The organism is Meinhardsimonia xiamenensis, assembly GCF_900102905.1.
GTDB lineage: Bacteria > Pseudomonadota > Alphaproteobacteria > Rhodobacterales > Rhodobacteraceae > Meinhardsimonia > Meinhardsimonia xiamenensis.
The window spans coordinates 183,121-201,134 of record NZ_FNFV01000005.1; the positions used below are offsets into that span (position 1 = coordinate 183,121).

Sequence of the window (18,014 nt, forward strand, 5' to 3'; positions counted from 1 at the left end):
CGCGCGTGCCTGTCAGCCGCGCAGCTGGCGCAACGAGGCCGATTGCACAGCCGTCGGCGGTGTTCTAAGTGAAGGGCGTCAGTCGTGCCGGCATAGCTCAGCTGGTAGAGCACGTGATTTGTAATCTCGGGGTCGGGGGTTCGAGTCCCTCTGCCGGCACCACCAACGCCAATTGCCCCAGGCGCGCAAGGACCGCCGTTCGCGGCGCGCCCGCGGGGGCCTGCCCGATGGCGTGATTTGCGGCGAAATTGACGGTTCCCACACACGCAGCTGCTGGGTGCCAGCATCGGCGACGGTTGCGCGGCGCATGTCGTCACGTCCCTCAATCCCGGCGGCAACGGAGCCACCGTATCAAACGCGCCCCAACGGATGATGCGCCCCTCGCACCCCTCGCGCGCACGCAATCTGGTCCGACAATCCCGGAAAGGTGTTTGGCCGCGTTGATGCCGCTGGCGCGCGGAAGTCGTCCATCAGGAGGTCATGTTGATGGTGGGCGACCCTGGAATCGAACCAGGCATGGGTCTCCCCGGCGGAGTTACAGTCCGCTGCCGCACCTTGCAGCACGTCGCCCGCGTCGCGTCCGTCTGGCGTTGTGAATCCCGCCTCCGGGCCGCGCGCGAGGCGGAGATAGCGCCGGTGCCGATGAGCGTCAACAGGAAAAACCCTTGCACCGCGACGCGGCCTTCGTCATGGGCGGGGGCAGGCATCGGATGGAGGGCCGGAGCGGGCGATGAAGAAGCCGAAGTGGGTGATCGAGAAGGAGCGCACGCGCCGCGCCGCGCGGGAAGAGACGCTGTGGCTCTTCGGCCTGCATGCGGTGCGGGCCGCGCTCGTGAACCCGGCGCGCGAAAAGCTGCGGCTGGTGGCCACGCGCAATGCGCTCGAGCGGCTCGGGCACGAGGCGCTGGCTGCCGCGCGTCTCGAGCCGGAAATCGCCGATGCGCGCCGCTTTCCCGTGCCGCTCGATCCGGGTTCGGTGCATCAGGGGGTGGCGCTCGAGGTCCGGCCGCTCGAATGGGGATCGCTGGGTGACGTCTGCGCGCCTCAGCGCCGCCGGGAAGACGCGGACGCGCCGCGCGTGGTGCTGCTCGACCGGGTAAGCGACCCGCACAATGCCGGCGCGATCCTGCGCACGGCGGCCGTGTTCGGGGCAAGGGCGGTGATCGCGCCGCGCCGTCACGCCGCGCCCGAAAGCGGGGCGCTGGCCAAGGCGGCTTCTGGCGCGCTCGAGCTGCAGCCCTATCTGCGCGTGCCCAACCTCGCGCGCGCCATGACGGAGCTCAAGAACATGGGCTACACGCTGATCGGGCTCGACGGGGCGGCGGATGCCGAGCTTGAGGCGGTCCTCGCCCCGCGCCGGGCCGGCCCGATCGGGCTGGTGCTTGGCGCCGAGGGGCCGGGGATGCGGGCTCTGACACGCGAGAGCTGCGACCATCTGGCGCGAATCGCGGCCACAGGCGCATTCGCCTCGCTCAACGTCTCCAATGCCGCCGCGGTCGCCCTATATGCGGCGGTGAGGGCGCCAGGCTAGGCGGCCGGCGAGGGAAGGGGAGCCAATGCATCGGGCCACGAAGATCGCCACCTGCAGCTATTGCGGCACGCGGGCGGCACTGGTCCTCTCCGGGGAAGGCGTCCGTCACGAGCTCAGCTGCGCGGCCTGCGGCGCGCCGTTGCACGAGCTCAAGGCGATGCCCCGGCCCGCGGCACCGCCCGAAGATGCGCCACGGCGCGACAAGTCGTGCGGCGCCCCTCGGCGGGCGCGGGCGTCGACGGGTGATGGCGCCTCGGCGCCGAAGCGCGCCAATCCCGGCTACCGCCCGCAACCCGCCCGCCGCCGGAAACCGCGCAAGGGCGCCTTCCGTCGGATCTGGGAGAAGGTCGCCGATGGTGTCGAAGACCTTTTCGACGACATCTTCGACTGACCCGCGTGGGACGACCAAGGTGCCTCGGGCGGCGATGTTTCCCTTACGTTCACATTTTTATTACATCGGCTGGAATTCGCCGAGGGGGTTCCTAACTCAAGTGGTGGGCGCGGATACGGAACATTCGCGCTTCACTTCACTGTCCCTCGTTCCGTACCTTGCGCCCGGTGTTTGCCGGGCGCCTTTTTTTGCCGGGAGGATGGCGTGAGCTACAGCGACGAGGAACTGATCCGCATCCTGAAATCGACGAAGGTCATCGCCTGCGTGGGCGTGTCCATGAACCCCGTCAGGCCCAGCTACTTCGTCGCGCGTTATCTCAGCCTCAAGGGGTATCGGGTGATTCCGGTCAATCCGGGCCACGCGGGCGCGCGGCTCTTCGGCGAGGAGGTGCGGGCCGATCTTGCCTCGATCCCGCCCGAGATCCCGGTGGACATGGTCGACATCTTCCGCCGTTCCGAGCATGTGCCGCCGATTGTGGAACAGGCGATCGAGCATCTGCCGCGCCTGCGCACGGTATGGATGCAGATAGGCGTGGAAAACGCCGAGGCCGCCGCCATGGCCGAGGCGCGGGGGCTCACGGTCATTCAGAACCGCTGCCCGAAGATCGAGTATCAGCGCCTCTTCGGCGAGCTGCGGATGGGCGGGTTCAATACCGGGGTGATCTCCTCGAAGCTCTGAGCATTGCCGCGCGGGGCGCTGGCTCATGGCGCGCCGGCCTCTGCGGTGGCCTCGGGGCGGCCGGCGAGGCTCAGCCGCAGCTGCTTCTCGACCTCGAGGATGACGAAGAACGCCATGCCGAGGGCAATGACGAGAAGCCCGTCGAAGAGGCTTATCCCCGCCGTGCCCAGCACCGCCTGCGCAGGTGGTGCGTAGGTGACGAGAAACTGCGCCGGCACGATCACGGCAAGACTCAGCCACAGGGGCCGCGTGCCGCGAAACGCACGCCAGCTCAGCGAGGTGCCGTGGATGTTGCGGATGAAGAAGAGGTGGAAGATCTCGAGCACCACCAGCATGTTCATCGCCATGGTCTGGCCGACCGCCAGCGGATAGCCGCGGTCGCTGGCATAGGAAAAGACCCCGAAGACGGCGGCGAGGAAAAGCGCGGTCACGAAGACGACATGCCACACCAGCGCCCCGGTCAGAAGCGGCGCGTTGCGCGGCCGCGGCGGGCGCAGCATGGTGCCGGGCTCGGTCGGCTCGAAGGCAAGCGCGAGCCCCAGCGTCACCGCGGTGATGAGGTTCACCCAGAGGATCTGCACCGGGCTCACCGGCAGCGCGAGGCCGAGGAGAAGCGCCGCGCCAACCGTCGCCGCCTCGCCGGCCGAGGTGGGCAGGATCCAGCTAATGACCTTGCGCAGGTTGTCGAAGACGGTGCGCCCCTCGCGCACGGCGGCGGCGATGGAGGCGAAGTTGTCGTCGGTCAGCACCAGATCGGCGGCCTCCTTGGCCGCCTCCGAGCCGCGCTTGCCCATGGCGATGCCGACATCGGCGCGCTTGAGCGCGGGCGCGTCATTGACCCCGTCGCCGGTCATCGCCACGGTCAGCCCGTGTGACTGGAGCGCCGCGACAAGGCGCAGCTTGTGCTCGGGCGAGGTGCGGGCAAAGACATCCGCCTCACGCACCGCCACGGCCAGTTCGGCCTCGCCCATGGTGGCAATCTCGGCGCCGGTCATCACCCGGTCGGGGCGGGCAAGGCCGATCTGGCGGGCGATGGCCACGGCGGTGCCGGCGTGATCGCCGGTGATCATCTTCACGTCGATGCCCGCGCGGCGGCAGACGGCGACCGCCTCGATCGCCTCGGCGCGCGGCGGGTCGATGAGCCCGACGAGGCCCACCAGGGCGAGATGCCCGTCAAGGTGATCGCGCGCCAGATGCGCCGCGTGCGTCTCGCCCACCGCGAGCGCCAGAACCCGGTGCCCGCCCGCGGCGAGACGCTCGGCCTCCGCCTCCCACGCGGCGCGGCGGAGGGGGCGGCGCGCGCCGCCCGCAAGCTCGTCGCTGCACATCGCCAGCATCACCTCCGGCGCGCCCTTGACGAGGATGCGCCGCGCGCCGTCGGCATTCTCGACCAGCACCGCCATGAAGCGATGCGCCGCATCGAAGGGAATCTCGTCGATCCGCCGCCAGCCGGTGGTATCGATGTCGGTCTTGCCGGCGAAGGCGAGAAGCGCGCCTTCCATCGGATCGCCTTCGACCTGCCACTCACCCGCGACATCCGACAGCGCGGCGTCGTTGCAGAGCGCGGCCACCTCGACGAGCGGCGCAAGCTCGCGGGCGTCGGCTGGCGGGACGATCTCGCCATGCGGCGCGTAGCCTTCGCCTGTGACCTCGTGGCGGCCCGAGGCAAGGGCGATGGCGCGCACGGTCATCTCGTTGCGGGTCAGCGTGCCGGTCTTGTCGGTGCAGATCACCGAGACCGCGCCGATGGTCTCGATGGCGGGCAGCCGGCGCACGATGGCGTGCCGCTCGGCCATGCGCCGCACGCCGATCGCGAGCGTGATGGTGAGCACCGGCGGCAGACCTTCGGGGATCGCCGCAACCGTGAGGCTGACCACCGCCATGAACAGCTCGCCAAAGGGCATGTGGCCGACGAAGTAGCCCCAGGCCAGCAGCAGCGCGGCCACGATCAGGATCAGGGCGGTCAGCCAGCGCGCGAAGCGGTCCATCTGCGCGACGAGCGGGGTGGACAGCTCGCGGACCTCCTCGAGCATGCCGCTGATGCGGCCGATCTCCGTCTGTGTGCCGGTGGCCACCACCACGCCGCGGCCCGATCCGGCCACCACGAGCGTGCCCGAAAAGGCCATCGAGGCGCGGTCTCCGAGCGGCGCATCGGCCGGAACCGGCTCGGTGCGCTTCTCCACGGCCACCGACTCGCCGGTCAGGATCGCCTCCTGCACCTTCAGCGCGTGCGCCTCCAGAAGGCGGATGTCCGCCGGCACCCGGTCGCCCGGCTCGAGGATGACGATGTCGCCGGGCACCAGCTCCTCGGCCGGCACCGAAAGCCTCCGGCCGTCGCGCAGCACCGAAGCGCGTGGCGAGAGCATGGCGCGGATGGCGGCAAGCGCGTTCTCGGCCCGGCCCTCCTGAATGAAGCCGATGATGGCGTTGATGAGCACCACCGCGAGGATCACGGCGGTATCGACCCAGTGCGCCAGCAGCGCCGTCACGAGGCTCGAGGCGAGCAGCACGTAGATGAGCGGGTTGTGGAACTGCCGCAGGAACCGGATGAAGGGGTGCGGCGGGCTCGGCTCGGGCAGGGCATTGGGCCCCCACTCCTTGAGCCGCCTTTCGGCCTCGGCGCCGTCGAGACCGGCGAGGCTGGTGCCGAGCAGCTCCAGGCAGTCCTCCGCCGGCATTGCGTGAGGGGCGGAAAGCGGGGCGGGCCGTCCTGTGGGCTCCGTCATCGCTGCGGGTTCCCTGATGTCGCCGAAAGCTGCTGCGGGTCGAGGAGTTCGGACCTGAAGAAAACCGCAAGGGCGGGCGAACATCAACCGCGCATCGGCGCGAAGGTGGTTACTCTCCCGCCTTGGCCATGGCGGCGTAGCTGGGTGAGATCCGCTCTTTCTGCGTTTCGGCGCGGGCCAGCACCTCGAGCACCTCGAGCCCTTCGGCGACGCTTGCGCGCGGCGTGCGGCCGGTCGTGATGCAGTCGATGAAGTGCTGCAGCTCGGCAGTCAGCGGCAGCGTCTGCGGCAGATCGATGTAATGCGGCTCGGCGCTCTCGAAGCGGATTCCGTCGCCGTCATTCCAGACCTTGTGGTTGTAGAGCGCGAGTTTCCGGTCATGCGGCTGAAGGTCGTCGACCACCGCCATTGCCGCATCGCCGATGACGGTGAACTTGCGCTCGCGGTGCGGGGCAAGCCGCGAGATGAAGGTGTGCGAGCGCGCCCCCGAGGCGAAGGTCATGTGCAAATGTGCAAAGTCGGGGGCCTCGGTGATCATCGCCGCGCCTTCCAGATGCACCGTCTCCGGCGGCTCGCCGGTGATCGCCAGAAGCAGCGAAAGGTCGTGCGGCGCGATGTCCCACAGCGCATCGGTGTTGGTGAAGAACTTCCCCAGCCCGATGCGGGTGGAATAGACGTAGCGGATGCGCCCGAGCGCGCCGTCGCGCACCAGCCGCTCGAGTGCCTCGAAGGCGGGATGGAAGCGCAGCACATGGCCGGTCATCGCCACCACGCCGCGCTCGCGGGCGGCGGCAACGACGGCGCGCGCGCCGTCGATTTCCAGTGCCATGGGCTTTTCGACCAGCACATGCTTGCCCGCTTCGATGACCTTCAGCGCGGTAGCCGCGTGCAGCTCGGCCGGAAGCGCGAGCACCAGCGCGTCGATATCGGGCGCGGCGATGAGCTCCTCGGGGCGCATGGCGCGGCAGTCGTGCTCTGCGGCGAGACGCCCTGCCTTGGCGGCATCATTGTCGGCCACCGCCGCGAGCACGCCGAGCCCGGCGAGCGTGCGCACGTGGTTCGCGCCCCAGTCCCCGCATCCGATCACCCCGACACGCGGCGGATGCCTTTCCCCCAACCGAATGAGTTCTGCCATTGAGACTGCCTTCGACGCCAGCTTTTCCCGCGGTTGGCCGGCCTTAAGAGCTTCCGCGGCCATTGTCAAAACCCTAGCCCTGCGGCAAAGCCGCTTACAAGCGCTTTGTGGAGCGGATCGACGCCTGTAGGCGCGCGTGCAACACCGCAGGGTGCCGATTTTCGCCGCCATCGGCGGCATTCCGCCGGCATGCGGCGGCACCGGGGGTGCCACGGGTCGGGACTGGCGCGCACGCCGCGATGACGCTAAACGGACGGCAGGCGGATGCGGCGCGAGTTGACCGGCTGATCGACATGTATCTCTTCCAGCGCCTGAAATTCCGCAAGATGCTCGGCCACACGGCCAGTGTCTTCGCCTTTACCGGCGTGATCGTGACCACCACGCAGGTCCTCAACCAGCTCTTCCGGCTGATCGATGCCTCGGCGCAGCTGACCGTGGTGCTGAAGATGTACCTCTTCCTTGTCCCGACGATCACGGTCTCGGTGCTGCCGCTCGCCTATCTGATCGCTGCAATGCATGTCTTCGATCAGATGGACGAGGATCGCGAGAGCGTCATCATCCTCGGCGCCGGGGCGCATCCTGTCTTCCTCTTGGTTCCGGCGGGGCTGCTGGCGGCGATGCTGTCGCTCGTCGTGCTGTGTCTCTCGCTCTTCGTCGAACCGCTCGCCAACCGCGCCAACCGGGCGCTCATCGACGGGCTGACCTTCGACGTGGTGAAGGTGATCGCCGGGGACGGGTCGCTCAAGGAGGTGCAGAAGGGCCTGTTCATCCGCGGCGGCGGCTATGACGACGAACGGCTCATCGACGGGCTGTTCGTGCTCGACCGCCGCAATCCGGGCGAGGAGGTTGTCTATGTCGCGCGCAAGGCGGAGATCGTCGAACCCGAACAGGGCCAGCGCTTCCTGCGTCTTCTCGACGGCGAGATCCAGATACGGGACCGGCGCGGCAACCTCATCCACCGGGCGCGGTTCAGCGAGTATGTCTCGGAAGCCGGGGCGATCGTGACCGACCGCTCGCGCGCCTCGGTCGGTCCCCGACAGACACCGACGGGCGAGCTTGCCCGCATGGTGGCGACGGGCGATTACGGCGGCTTCTCGCCCACGGCGGTGCGCAAGGAGCTCGTGCGCCGCTACACCGACTGGCTCTATCCGCTCGCCTTCTTCGGCATCTGCGCGCTTCTCGTGTCGCGCTCGCGCTTCTCGCGCGAGGGGCTGCGATGGCGGCTGCCGCTCGCGGTGCTGGCCGGATTCGCCCTCAAGGCGGCGGGGCTCACCATCCTCGGCAGCGCCGGGGCCGGGGGGCTGGCGGCGGGCTTCAGCTACGGCCTGCCCGCGGGCGCCGCGGCGCTGCTCGTTGCCGCCGCGATGCTGAGCGCCACGCGCCCGCGCCGGCCGGGACGACGGGCGCGGCGGCGCCTGCAGGCGGCGATGGCCTCGGGGCTGGGCTGACGGATGCTGCGGTATCCGCGCCTGTTCCGCTACCTGTTCTCCCAGCATCTCCGCATGGGGCTGTCGGTGACGCTCGGCATCTTCCTTCTGGTCGTGCTCGGGCAGTTCGCGGACATGTCGAGCTACCTCTCCGAGCTGCCCGGCTGGTCGCCGCTGCAGAGCCTCAGGATCGCGCTCTTCCGCACGCCCACGCTCATGCAGGCGATCCTGCCGCATGTGGTCCTGATCTCGGCGGCGCTTGCCCTCGCGCGGCTCGGCCGGCGCCTCGAGATCGCGGTCATGATGCAGAACGGGCTCTCGCCGGCGCGCATACTCTTTCCGGTCATGCTGGTCTCGCTGTGCGCGGGGGTGATCTTTTCGGCCGTTGTCAGCCCGTGGGCCGCCCGCGCCTTTGCCGAGGCCGAGAAGACGCTGCAGTCGGTGGCGGGGCGGGCCGGCGGGGCGCACCGCTCCCCGCGGCAGATGGTCTTGCGCGCGCCCGAGGGCGGGTCGCTTTACGTGCTGATCGACCATGTCCCGCCCGAGCCCGAGATCCTGCACGGGCTTGCGATCTACCGCGTTGATGCCGACAACAGGCTGCTGGAAACGCTCGAGGCCGCCCGTGCTCGGCGCATCGGCGCCGATCTGTGGCGGCTCGAGGAGAGCCGGCGGCTCCATCTTGCCCCGGGGGAGCAGGCGCGCATTGCGCCCGAGGGCATCTTGCGCCTCGACCCTGCCGCGCTTGCGGAGGTCGCCGCCGACCCGCAGGCGCTTTCGCTCTACGAGTTGCCGCAGGCGATACGCGTGGCCGAGGCCACCGGCGCGCCGAGTGCGGCCTTGCGGCTGCGCCTGGCCTGGCTGCTGGCGCTGCCGGTGATGCTGGCGGCGGTGTCCTGGCTGGGCGGGGCGATCGTGCTGCGCCCGCTCTATCGCAACGCCTGGAAGGGCGACACCGGCGCGGTGCTGGCGGCGGCTTTCGTGATCTACACTGTCACGACGCTGTTTGACGCGCTCGGCGCGCGGGCCGTCGTGCCGGTTTGGGTTTCGGTCGTCGTGCTGCCGGTCATGGCGCTCGCGGGCGGGTGGCTGATCCTCCTGCGCCGCCACGGCGGGCTGGGCCGGTCGCTGGCGCGGCGGCTGCGCTGAGGGGCGGCCTGATCGCGGCGAGGCCGCGCCGGCCGGGCGGGTTTGCCTGCGGCCGCGTGATCGACTAGGGAGGGCGGCGAACGGGCGCGCTGGAGCCACCCGCGGGATGAAGGGCACATGTCCGAGCACTGGCACAGGGTCTATCTGCCGGAGATCCATGATCTCTACCCCGGCATGCATCCGGGAGCGGAGGCGCTTCTGGCGCTGCTGCCCGCAGCGGCGCGGACACATGTGGCCTGGTCGGTGGTGCCCGACTGGCAGGGCCGCGCGCCGCTCGATCCCGCCGCGCCGGCCACCCGCGCCATCGCCGCGCTGCCCGGCGCGAAGGTGCTGCACGGTCTCACCCACAGCCTCGGCCCCGATCTTCTCAACTGGCTTCTCTACGGCCATGACAACCGCTCCGAGTTTCGCCGCCTGGGCCGTGCCGAGGCCGCCGCGCGGCTCGAGCGGGCGGTGGGGCTCTTCAGCGCCGCCTTCGGCACCCCGCCGCAATGGTTCTGCGCCCCGCGCTGGCAGCTCTCGCGCGCTGCCCGCGCCGAGCTTGCCGCCCGCGGTTTCCGCGGGCATCTCGGCCGCACCGGCATCGATGTCTACGGCGAGGGATGGGTGGCCATGCCCGCCCTCAACTTCGACGAGGGCGAACGCGCGTGGCGCACGACGCTGGCCATCCGCGCGCGCCGGCCCCTGATCCGCCGGCTGCTCGCGCGCGGCACGCCCTTTCGCCTCGTCGTCCACCCGGGAGACGCCCTGCACGCCGGCACCGCGGCGCAGCTGCGCGCGCTCTCGGATGCGCTGACGGCGGAGGGGTGGCGCCCGGTGGGGCTCAATGAGGCAGTCCGTCTGGGGCTGGCCGCTGCGCGCCGGGCCGCCTGAACGATGGAACGGCGGCTCTTGATCGTCTCCAACGGCCACGGCGAGGACGAGATCGCCGGCAGGCTCATCGATGCGCTGCGCGCGGAGGCCGGCGCGGCAGCGCCGGACCTTGTCGCCTGGCCGATGGTGGGGCAGGGGCAGGGCTACGAGCTGCGCGCGGTGCCGCGGATCGGTCCCGAGGGCAGGCTGCCGTCGGAGGGATTCAGCACGCTGAGCCTCGCCCATCTTGCCCGCGATCTCGCCGGCGGCTGGCCGGGCCTGCTCTGGCGGCAGTACCGCTTCGCGCGGAGCCTGCGCGGGCGCTTTCCGCTGCTGCTCGGGGTCGGCGACATCATGCCCCTCTTCGTGGCCGAGCTTTCCGCCACGCCCATGGCCTTTGTCGCCTGCGCCAAATCCAGCCACTACGGCGGCGCCTTCGACCACAACGCGCTGGAGCGGCTGATGATGCGGCGGCGCTGCGTGGCGGTGTTTCCGCGCGACGCGCTCACCCACGAGCGCCTCGTGCGTCTCGGCGTTGCGAGCCGCAACCTCGGCAACCCGATGATGGACGGGCTGGCGCCGGACGATCCCGCGGGCCTGCGCGCTGAGGCGCCGCTTGCCGTCGCGCTGCTGCCCGGATCCCGGCGCGACGCCACCGACAACGCGCTGCTGCTGGCCGCGGGAGCGGATGCGGCGCTGGCCCGCGGCCTGCCCGCGGGCACGCGGTTCCTGATCGCCGCGCACGATGCCGTGGATTTCGCCCGGCTTGCCGCGTCCCTGCCGGCGCCGTGGCTGCGCACGATCGCCCCTTCGGGCAGCCGCGGCGAGGGCGCGGGACACGCGGCGGTGATGTTCTCCCATCCCTCGGGCGCGGCGCTTCTGGCCGTCAAGGGGCGCTTTGCCGATGTGCTTCACGCCAGCGACATCGCCGTCGGCATGGCCGGCACCGCCAACGAGCAGGCGGTCGGCCTTGGCCTGCCGCTTGTCGCGGTGCCGGGGCGGGGCAACCAGGGCCGCGCCTATGTGCGCATGAAGATGCGCTTCTTCGGCCCCGCCGCCGTCACCGCCGAACCCGACCCCGAGGCGATCGGCGCCGTCCTCGCCGCGCTTGCCGCCGATCCCGCGCAGCGGGCGCGCATGGCCGAGGCCGGGCGCGCGCGGATGGGCAGGCCGGGAGCGAGCCGCGCCATCGCCCGGGAAGTGCTTGCCGCGTTTCAGAAAGAGCTGGAGAGGCAGCGACCATGACCGCGCCTGGCGTGACCTTTCTCGTCACCGCCCACAACGAGGCCGCCCACATCGGCGCGACCGTGCGCCATCTGCTGGCGCAGGAAGGCGTTCCGGGCGGTTTCGAGATCCTGCTCGTGGACGATGCCTCCACCGATGGCACCGCCACGGCCGCGCGCGAGGCGGCAGCGGGCGATGCGCGGCTGCGGGTGATCGGCTCCCGTCGCGATCCGGCATCGCCCCTGACCACGCGCCAACAGGCGCTCGACCTCGGTTTTGCCGAGGCACGGGGGGAGGTCGTGCTGCTCGTCGATGCCGACAGCGCGATGCGCCGCGACTGGGCCGCGCGCATGGCCGCGCCGGTTCTCGCGGGCCGGGCCGATGCGGCGGCCGGGCCGGTGGGGTTCGTGCCGTCGCGCTCGTGGATCGCGAGGTGGCAGAGCTGCGACGCGCATTACTACTTTCTCGTCTGCCGTCTTCTGGCACGGGCGGGTCTTGCGGCCGGCGTCTTCTTCGGCAATTTTGCGGTGCGCCGTGCCGTCCATGCCGAGCTTGGTGGCTTTTCCGGAATCGGCTTCGCGCTGACCGAGGATCTTGCCTTCGCCCAGGCGCTCCACGCCGCGGGCAGGCGCATCGCCTTCCTGCCCGGCCCCGGGACGCGGGTTGATGTGCATGCCTGCCCCGATTTCCCGAGCCTCGTCGCCCGCAGCCTGCGCGTGACCTCGGGCGGTCCCTCCGTTCTGGCGGCGGTGCTCACGATCTGGCCGCTGACGCTTCTGGGGCTGCTCCTTGCCGCGCTGGTCAGCGGCGCGCCGGCGCTGTGGTGGGCGGCGGGGCTGCGCTGGCTTGCCGGGGCGGGGCTTGTGCGTCTTGCGCTTCGGGCCCATGAAGACCCGCGCGTTCGCCGATTCGCATGGTTCTACGAGCCGCTGGCCTTCGTGCTGGCCGCCGCCGTGCTGTGGCGGGTCGCGCGCGGTCAGGCACGCATCGGCTGGGGAGGACGCAACTATGAGCGTTGACAGCACCGCCACGCCGCGCCGCGGGCCCGGCGCGCGCGCCGCGCGCCGGCGCGGGCTCATCCGCCCGCTCGAGCCGCGCGACCGCGCGGCGGTACGCGAGATCGCCTGCCGCACCGCCTTTCGCAACATGGGCGCGGCGCGCATGTTCGAGGATCTCGAACTGCACGCCGATTACTGGACGGCCTACTACACCGACCACTACCCCGAAGACAGCCGAGTCATCGAGCAGGAGGGCCGCGTGATCGGCTATTTCTTCGGCTGCCCGGATCACGCGCATTTCACCCGCGTCATGGCGCGGCGCATCGTGCCACGGGTCGTGGGCAAGGCGCTCTGGCGCCTCGCCACGCGGCAGTACAAACAGCCGCAGACGGGCCGCTACCTGCGTCACATGCTCCTTCATGGCGCGCGCGAGGCGCCGCGCATCCCCTATGCACAATACCCGGCCACCTACCACTGCAACATCCTGCGCGAGGGTTATGGGCAGGGCTATTACACCGAGCTCGTGCTCGACTATCTCGACCGGCTCGAGGCGCGCGGCATCACCGGCATCCATGGCCACATCACCGAGCCCGCGGGCAGCCGTGGCGTTTGGCATCGTTTCGCGAAGGAGGTTCCGGGCGTGCGCGTCGCCGCCTTCGACGAGCGGCCGACCCGTCTGTTCGAGGTGGTGCTGGGCGAGACGACGCCGATGGTCAATCGCGCCTGGGCGTTCTCCATCGCCGACTACCGGGCGGCAACGACATGGCTGCGCGAAACCAAGGGACTGTGAGAGCGATGCCTTCCCGGCCCCGCCAGCTTGTCGTGACCATCAACGGCCCCGGCGAGATCGCCGCCTGGCTCACGCCCTTCGCCGCGGCGCTGAAGCGGCGCGCGCCCCACATCCGCATCTCGGTCGCGCTTCTGCCCTGCGTCTTCTCCTCGGGCGCCGAGCTTTCGGTGCTCGAGCGGCTCGAGACGGTGGATGCGGCCTGTGGCGTCTCCGACAGCTGGGCGATGATCCTGCGCGGCCGCCTGCCACCCGGCTTCCTGCGCGAGGCCGAGACGCTCGTCTTTCACTTCGGCGGCGAGGTGGCGCTCACCCGCGCGCTCGCCTGGCGGCTCGGGGCCGAGATCTTCGCCTATGCCGATCACGCCCTTGGCCCCGCCCGCGCCTTCGCCCGCATCTTCTACAGCGGCCTGACCCGCCCGCCGGGCGCCCGCGCGGAGGATTTCGTGGGCGAGCTGATGGTTGACGCGGCGCGCATGATCCGTGGCGGGGCAGCGGGGCAGGGCGGCGGGCATCCGGTGATCGGCCTCTATCCGGGCAGCCGCGACTACATGGTGCGCTATCTTCTGCCCTTCCTCGCCGTGGCCGCCGACGCGATCGCCGCGCGCCACCCCGATGCCGAGTTCCTGATCGCCCAGGCGCCCTTCGTCTCCGATGCGCTGATGGCCGACTTCCCCCCGCCGGTGCGGGCCGAGGCCTGGGACGGCACCGCCCTGACGCTGCAGACAGGTGAGGACGGCCGCTTCCTGGTCACCGAGGCCGGCACGCGGCTGCGCCTGACCACCAACGCCGAGGTGCTGGCCCGCGCCGATCTCGCCATTTCGCTTCCGGGGACCAACTCGGGCGAGATGGCCGCGGCCGGCGTGCCGATGGTGACGATCCTGCCCACGCACTTCGCCGATCTCGCCCCCTTGCCGGGGCTGGCCGGCCATGTCGGACGCCTGCCGCTCGTCGGTCGGCCGCTCAAGCGCTTCCTCGCCCATCAGGCGCTCAAGGGCTACGACTTCCTCGCCCAGCCCAACCGCCGCGCGGGCCGCCGCCTCGTGCCCGAGCTCGTCGGCCTCTTCACCACCGCAGAGGTTGCCGCCGCTGTCGAGCAGATGCTCGCCACCGACCTCAAGGCGCTCGGCGCCGAGGTGCAAAAGGCGATGGGCCCGCCCGGCGCGGCCGAGAAGCTGGCGGCGGAGGTCGCCGCCTATTTCGAGGCGCGGGCGGGCTGACGGCGCCGCCCGAAGCGCGCGTCAAGCCAAGGGTCGGCCGGCTCCGACAGCCGCCGGTGCAGCGACAGGAAGCGCGCCCGCACCGCCTCGCCGGGCCAGTCATCGGGAAAGAAGCGCGCGGGCAGATCGGGATGGCGCAACAGGCAGCGCCGCCAGCGATGCACGATGAGCGCCCTGAGTGCCGCGGCAAGCGCCGGGTCGGGCCCGGCGCGATCGAGCCGCGCGTCCAGCGCCTGCATGTCGGCGTCGAGCCGGCGGTAGGCCGCGGCGAGCTCGGGCGGGCCGAGGCGCGCACGCAGCCAGCCGGGCAGCCGCGCCGCCTCGCCGGTGAAGCCGAGGAGCGCCTCGGGCGCGTCGATGCCCTGCCGCTCCGAAAGCCACAGGCCCGGCCCGATGAGGGCTGCCCCTGAGGCGCTCATCTTCCGCTCGATCACGGCGCGCTCCGCCCCCTTCATGCCGGGCTCGGCAAGCCAGAGGGTGAGCCCTTCGCCGCCGCCCGGCCCCTCGGCATAGATGCGCGCGCGGGCCGGGCCGAACGCCTCCATCCCCCGCGCGCTCAGCGCATAGCGGCTCGCCCGCCCCGCGCGGCTGCGCTCGAGCCAGCCGTCGCGCACCAGCCGGTGCAGCGCCACCCGCAGCGCGCCGGGCCCGATGCCGAGAAGCCCGGTGAGCTCGCCCAGCATCGCGCCGGTCGCCTCGCCCCCGCGCGGTGCGACCACGTCACCGAAGATGGTCACGATCACCGACCACACCCTCAGCGCCTCGCCGCCCTGCGCGCGCGCCACCAGCGGATGCGGCCCCTCGTCTCTCTCGCCCATGCCGCCCCTATAGACGCGCCAGCACCCGCGCGCCAGAAAGAGCGCAAGGCCCAGCCCGCGGGAGGAGACGATGACAGAGACGACATTCGGCGTGAATGAGGCGCGCGCGCTTCTTGAGGAGGTGTTCGCCCCCTGGGTGGTGGCGATGGAGCTCGAGCCGCTCGAGCTCGGCGGGAGGGTCGCGCGCTTCCGCCTTCCCGCATCGGAGGCGCTGCAGCTCAAGGGCGGCCCGGGCAAGGGCGCGCTCTGCGGCCAGGCCATCGCCGCCGTCGCCGACACGGCCTCCGTCCTCGCCCTCTCGGGCCTGAACGGGCGCTTTCGCATCTGCACCACCGTGGCCATGAACGTGAACTTCCTCCGCCCCATCGGCCCAGGCCCCGTGGAGATCGCCGTGCAGGTGGAATCAAACGGCCGCGCGCTTGCCGCCACCGAGGTGCGCTTGGCCGCCGAAGCCAGCGGCAAGACCGCGGCGCTCGCCACCCTCGGCTTCATGTATCTCGAGGACTGACCCCCGGGCGCGCCCCCATGCCCCATCACCCTGGTGCAAATACCCATGCGCGGCCGGGGCCGGGCGGGCGGTCCACATTATTGACCAACCGTTCGGTTTATGCAAACTCGCTCCTGCCGCCGGGAAGAGGGGAGGAGCCCGATGCAAGATACCGCAGCGCGGGAACCGCTGAGCGCCGAGGAACGCGCACGCCGCGCGGCGGCGGCGATGTGGGCGGAGGACCGCGCCTCGCAGTGGCTCGGCTTCGAGCTCGTCGAGGTCGGCCCCGGCCGCGCGACGCTGGCCATGACCGTCGCGCCGCACCATGCCAACGGCCATGGCATCTGCCACGGCGGCATCATCTTCAGCCTCGCCGACTCGGCCTTCGCCTTCGCCTGCAACAGCTACAATCGCAACGCCGTCGCCCAGCACAACGTGATCAGCTACATCGCGCCGGGCCGCGTGGGCGACCGTCTCACCGCGCGGGCGCGCGAGATCAGCCTGCGCGGCCGCTCCGGCCTCTATGACGTGACCGTCACAGACCAGAACGGCCAGCTCATCGCCGATTTCCGCGGCGCCTCGCGCATCATCGCCGGCCAGCACTTTCCCGAGAATTCCGACACGACCGCCACCGAGGAGAGCACCGGATGAAGGATCTCGCCCCGCGCCGTGAAGAGCTCGACCCGATCGAGATCGCCTCACGCGACGAGATCGAGGCGCTGCAGCTCGAGCGGCTGAAATGGTCGCTCGCGCACGCCTATGAGAACGTGCCCTTCTACCGCGCGAGCTTCGATGCCGCGGGTGTGCACCCTTCGGATCTCAAGACGCTCGCGGATCTCGCGAAATTCCCCTTCACCCAGAAGACCGACCTGCGCGACAACTACCCCTTCGGCCTCTTTGCCGTCCCGCGCGAAGAGATCATCCGCCTGCACGCCTCCTCGGGCACGACCGGCAAGCCCACGGTCGTGGGCTACACCCGGCGCGACATCGACACCTGGGCCGAGGTGGTGGCCCGCTCGATGCGCGCCTCGGGCACGCGGCCTGGCGACATCGTGCACATCGCCTATGGCTACGGGCTGTTCACCGGCGGGCTCGGCGCCCATTACGGGGCCGAGCGGCTCGGCTGCACTGTGGTGCCGGTCTCGGGCGGCATGACGCCGAGGCAGGTGATGCTGATCCGCGACTTCCGCCCCACCACCATCATGGTCACCCCCTCCTACATGCTCAACATTCTCGACGAGTTCCGCCGCGAGGGGCTCGACCCGCGCGACACCTCGCTCGAGGTCGGCATCTTCGGCGCCGAGCCCTGGACCAACGCCATGCGGCGCGAGGTGGAAGAAGCCTTCGACATGCACGCGGTCGACATCTACGGGCTTTCCGAGATCATCGGGCCGGGCGTGGCCAATGAATGCGTCGAGACGAAGGACGGGCTGCACATCTGGGAGGATCACTTCTACCCCGAGATCATCGACCCGGCCACGGGTGAGGTGCTGCCCGACGGCGAACTGGGCGAGCTTGTCTTCACCACGCTGACCAAGGAAGGCATGCCGATGATCCGCTACCGCACGCGGGATCTGACGCGCCTTCTGCCGGGCACCGCGCGAAGCATGCGGCGGATGGAGAAGATCACCGGGCGTTCGGATGACATGATCATCCTGCGCGGGGTCAATGTCTTCCCCACCCAGATCGAGGAAATCCTGCTGGCGACCGAGGGCCTTGCGCCGCATTTCCAGATCGAGCTCTACCGCGCGGGGCGGATGGACGCGATGCGGGTGCACTGCGAGTGCCTGCCCGGTGCCACGGCGGCGGAGGCGCGCGACGCCGCCGCGCGACGGCTGGCCAAGGCGATCAAGGATACGGTAGGCATCTCGGTGGAAGTGGCCGTTGCCGATCCCGGCGGGGTGGAGCGCAGCCAGGGCAAGGCGCGGCGCGTGGTCGACAACCGGCCGAAGGAGTAGGTTCATGGGCCGAAGCCTCGCCCGCGACCATGACGAGAAACGCGAGCGCATCCTGGCGGCGGCAACGCGGATCTTTGCCGCCGAGGGATTCGACCGCGCCTCGATGAGTCGGCTGGCAGCCGCCTGCGGCATCTCCAAGGCCAACATCTACCACTATTACGACAGCAAGGATGCGCTGCTCTTCGACATCCTCGACAGCCATCTGAGCGCGCTGCGCGACCGGGTCGCTGATGCCGCGCGGGTGCCCGGCACCCCCGAGGAGCGCCTGCGCCATGTGGTCACGGAGATCCTTCTGGCCTATCGCGGCGCCGATGACGCCCACCGGCTGCAAATCGGGGCACTCACCGCCTTGCCGGAGGAAAATCAGGAGATCCTGCGCGGCTACCAGCGCGAGATCGTCTCGGAGGTATCCCGCATTCTCGCCGAGCTCGCGCCGCATCTGGCCGAGGATCGCGCGCGGCTCAAGGCCACCACCATGTCGCTCTTCGGCATGCTCAACTGGCACTACATGTGGAACCGCGACGAGAGCGAGGCGGGTCGCCGCGCCTATGCCGATCTCGTCACGGAACTGATGCTGCACGGGGTGAGGCAGACCGCCAGCGCCGCCGCGCCGGCCCGCTGAAGGGGGCGCGGAGC

The 18,014-nt window shown here is 70.7% G+C and carries 17 protein-coding genes and 2 tRNA genes; 15 read left to right on the top strand and 4 right to left on the bottom strand.

Going from position 1 to position 18,014, the window contains the following annotated elements; translation table 11 throughout:
• The first annotated feature begins 86 nt into the window (after positions 1–86).
• Positions 87–162 (top strand) — tRNA-Thr (locus tag BLQ14_RS11800).
• 325 nt (positions 163–487) lie between these two features.
• Here the strand turns inward: BLQ14_RS11800 and BLQ14_RS11805 are convergent.
• Positions 488–571, bottom strand: a tRNA-Tyr gene (locus tag BLQ14_RS11805).
• 159 nt (positions 572–730) lie between these two features.
• On the opposite strand from BLQ14_RS11805, the gene rlmB reads away from it, so the two are divergent.
• From rlmB to BLQ14_RS11820, 3 genes are all read left to right on the top strand, one after another.
• Positions 731–1,531 (top strand): 23S rRNA (guanosine(2251)-2'-O)-methyltransferase RlmB, encoded by an 801-nt coding sequence (gene rlmB, locus BLQ14_RS11810; protein WP_092500762.1) that lies wholly within the window; start codon positions 731–733, stop codon positions 1,529–1,531.
• A 25-nt stretch (positions 1,532–1,556) separates the two neighbouring features.
• Positions 1,557–1,922, top strand: a complete 366-nt coding sequence (locus BLQ14_RS11815) for a hypothetical protein (protein WP_092500763.1) — start codon at positions 1,557–1,559, stop codon at positions 1,920–1,922.
• Positions 1,923–2,126: 204 nt separating this feature from the next.
• Positions 2,127–2,600: a CoA-binding protein gene (locus BLQ14_RS11820; protein ID WP_092500764.1), complete on the top strand. Its 474-nt coding sequence runs from the start codon at positions 2,127–2,129 to the stop codon at positions 2,598–2,600.
• Between the two features lie 23 nt (positions 2,601–2,623).
• On the opposite strand, the gene BLQ14_RS11825 is transcribed toward BLQ14_RS11820, so the two are convergent.
• Together BLQ14_RS11825 and BLQ14_RS11830 are read right to left on the bottom strand one after the other, a co-directional pair.
• The gene (locus BLQ14_RS11825) at positions 2,624–5,326 is read right to left on the bottom strand and encodes a cation-transporting P-type ATPase (protein ID WP_092500765.1); all 2,703 of its coding nucleotides are present in this window, start codon (positions 5,324–5,326) and stop codon (positions 2,624–2,626) included.
• A gap of 109 nt (positions 5,327–5,435) precedes the next feature.
• Positions 5,436–6,461 carry a Gfo/Idh/MocA family protein gene (locus BLQ14_RS11830; RefSeq protein WP_092500766.1) on the bottom strand — a complete coding sequence of 342 codons (1,026 nt, stop codon included), beginning with the start codon at positions 6,459–6,461 and terminating at the stop codon, positions 5,436–5,438.
• 239 nt (positions 6,462–6,700) lie between these two features.
• Between BLQ14_RS11830 and BLQ14_RS11835 the strand changes: the two genes are divergently transcribed.
• The 7 genes from BLQ14_RS11835 (at position 6,701) to BLQ14_RS11865 (ending at position 14,115) form a co-directional block, all read left to right on the top strand.
• Positions 6,701–7,909: an LptF/LptG family permease gene (locus BLQ14_RS11835; RefSeq protein WP_092500767.1), complete on the top strand. Its 1,209-nt coding sequence runs from the start codon at positions 6,701–6,703 to the stop codon at positions 7,907–7,909.
• Positions 7,910–7,912: 3 nt separating this feature from the next.
• On the top strand, positions 7,913–9,034 hold the full coding sequence (locus BLQ14_RS11840; protein WP_092500768.1) for an LptF/LptG family permease: 1,122 nt from the start codon (positions 7,913–7,915) through the stop codon (positions 9,032–9,034).
• Positions 9,035–9,151: 117 nt separating this feature from the next.
• On the top strand, positions 9,152–9,907 hold the full coding sequence (locus BLQ14_RS11845; RefSeq protein ID WP_092500769.1) for a DUF2334 domain-containing protein: 756 nt from the start codon (positions 9,152–9,154) through the stop codon (positions 9,905–9,907).
• A gap of 3 nt (positions 9,908–9,910) precedes the next feature.
• Positions 9,911–11,131 carry a lipid-A-disaccharide synthase-related protein gene (locus BLQ14_RS11850; protein WP_092500770.1) on the top strand — a complete coding sequence of 407 codons (1,221 nt, stop codon included), beginning with the start codon at positions 9,911–9,913 and terminating at the stop codon, positions 11,129–11,131.
• Positions 11,128–12,129 (top strand): glycosyltransferase family 2 protein, encoded by a 1,002-nt coding sequence (locus BLQ14_RS11855; RefSeq protein WP_092500771.1) that lies wholly within the window; start codon positions 11,128–11,130, stop codon positions 12,127–12,129. The genes BLQ14_RS11850 and BLQ14_RS11855 overlap by 4 nt, the downstream gene beginning before the upstream one ends.
• Positions 12,119–12,898 (top strand): GNAT family N-acetyltransferase, encoded by a 780-nt coding sequence (locus BLQ14_RS11860; protein WP_092500772.1) that lies wholly within the window; start codon positions 12,119–12,121, stop codon positions 12,896–12,898. Before BLQ14_RS11855 ends, BLQ14_RS11860 begins: the two co-directional genes overlap by 11 nt.
• A gap of 5 nt (positions 12,899–12,903) precedes the next feature.
• Entirely contained in the window at positions 12,904–14,115 is a 1,212-nt protein-coding gene (locus BLQ14_RS11865) for a glycosyltransferase family protein (RefSeq protein ID WP_092500773.1), read from the top strand.
• Here BLQ14_RS11865 and BLQ14_RS15305 read toward each other — a convergent pair.
• Positions 14,091–14,933 (bottom strand): PaaX family transcriptional regulator, encoded by an 843-nt coding sequence (locus BLQ14_RS15305; protein WP_106176376.1) that lies wholly within the window; start codon positions 14,931–14,933, stop codon positions 14,091–14,093. The two genes, BLQ14_RS11865 and BLQ14_RS15305, sit on opposite strands and share 25 nt — an antisense overlap.
• A gap of 70 nt (positions 14,934–15,003) precedes the next feature.
• Between BLQ14_RS15305 and BLQ14_RS15310 the strand changes: the two genes are divergently transcribed.
• From BLQ14_RS15310 to BLQ14_RS11885, 4 genes are all read left to right on the top strand, one after another.
• Positions 15,004–15,441: a PaaI family thioesterase gene (locus BLQ14_RS15310; RefSeq protein WP_106176375.1), complete on the top strand. Its 438-nt coding sequence runs from the start codon at positions 15,004–15,006 to the stop codon at positions 15,439–15,441.
• A gap of 141 nt (positions 15,442–15,582) precedes the next feature.
• Positions 15,583–16,071, top strand: coding sequence for a hydroxyphenylacetyl-CoA thioesterase PaaI (gene paaI, locus BLQ14_RS11875; RefSeq protein ID WP_425412108.1), 489 nt, complete (start codon positions 15,583–15,585; stop codon positions 16,069–16,071).
• Positions 16,068–17,378: a phenylacetate--CoA ligase PaaK gene (gene paaK / locus BLQ14_RS11880; protein WP_092500775.1), complete on the top strand. Its 1,311-nt coding sequence runs from the start codon at positions 16,068–16,070 to the stop codon at positions 17,376–17,378. Before paaI ends, paaK begins: the two co-directional genes overlap by 4 nt.
• 4 nt (positions 17,379–17,382) lie before the next feature.
• A complete protein-coding gene (locus BLQ14_RS11885; RefSeq protein ID WP_092500776.1) occupies positions 17,383–18,000 on the top strand; it encodes a TetR/AcrR family transcriptional regulator in 618 nt (205 codons plus the stop codon).
• Positions 18,001–18,014: the final 14 nt, after the last annotated feature.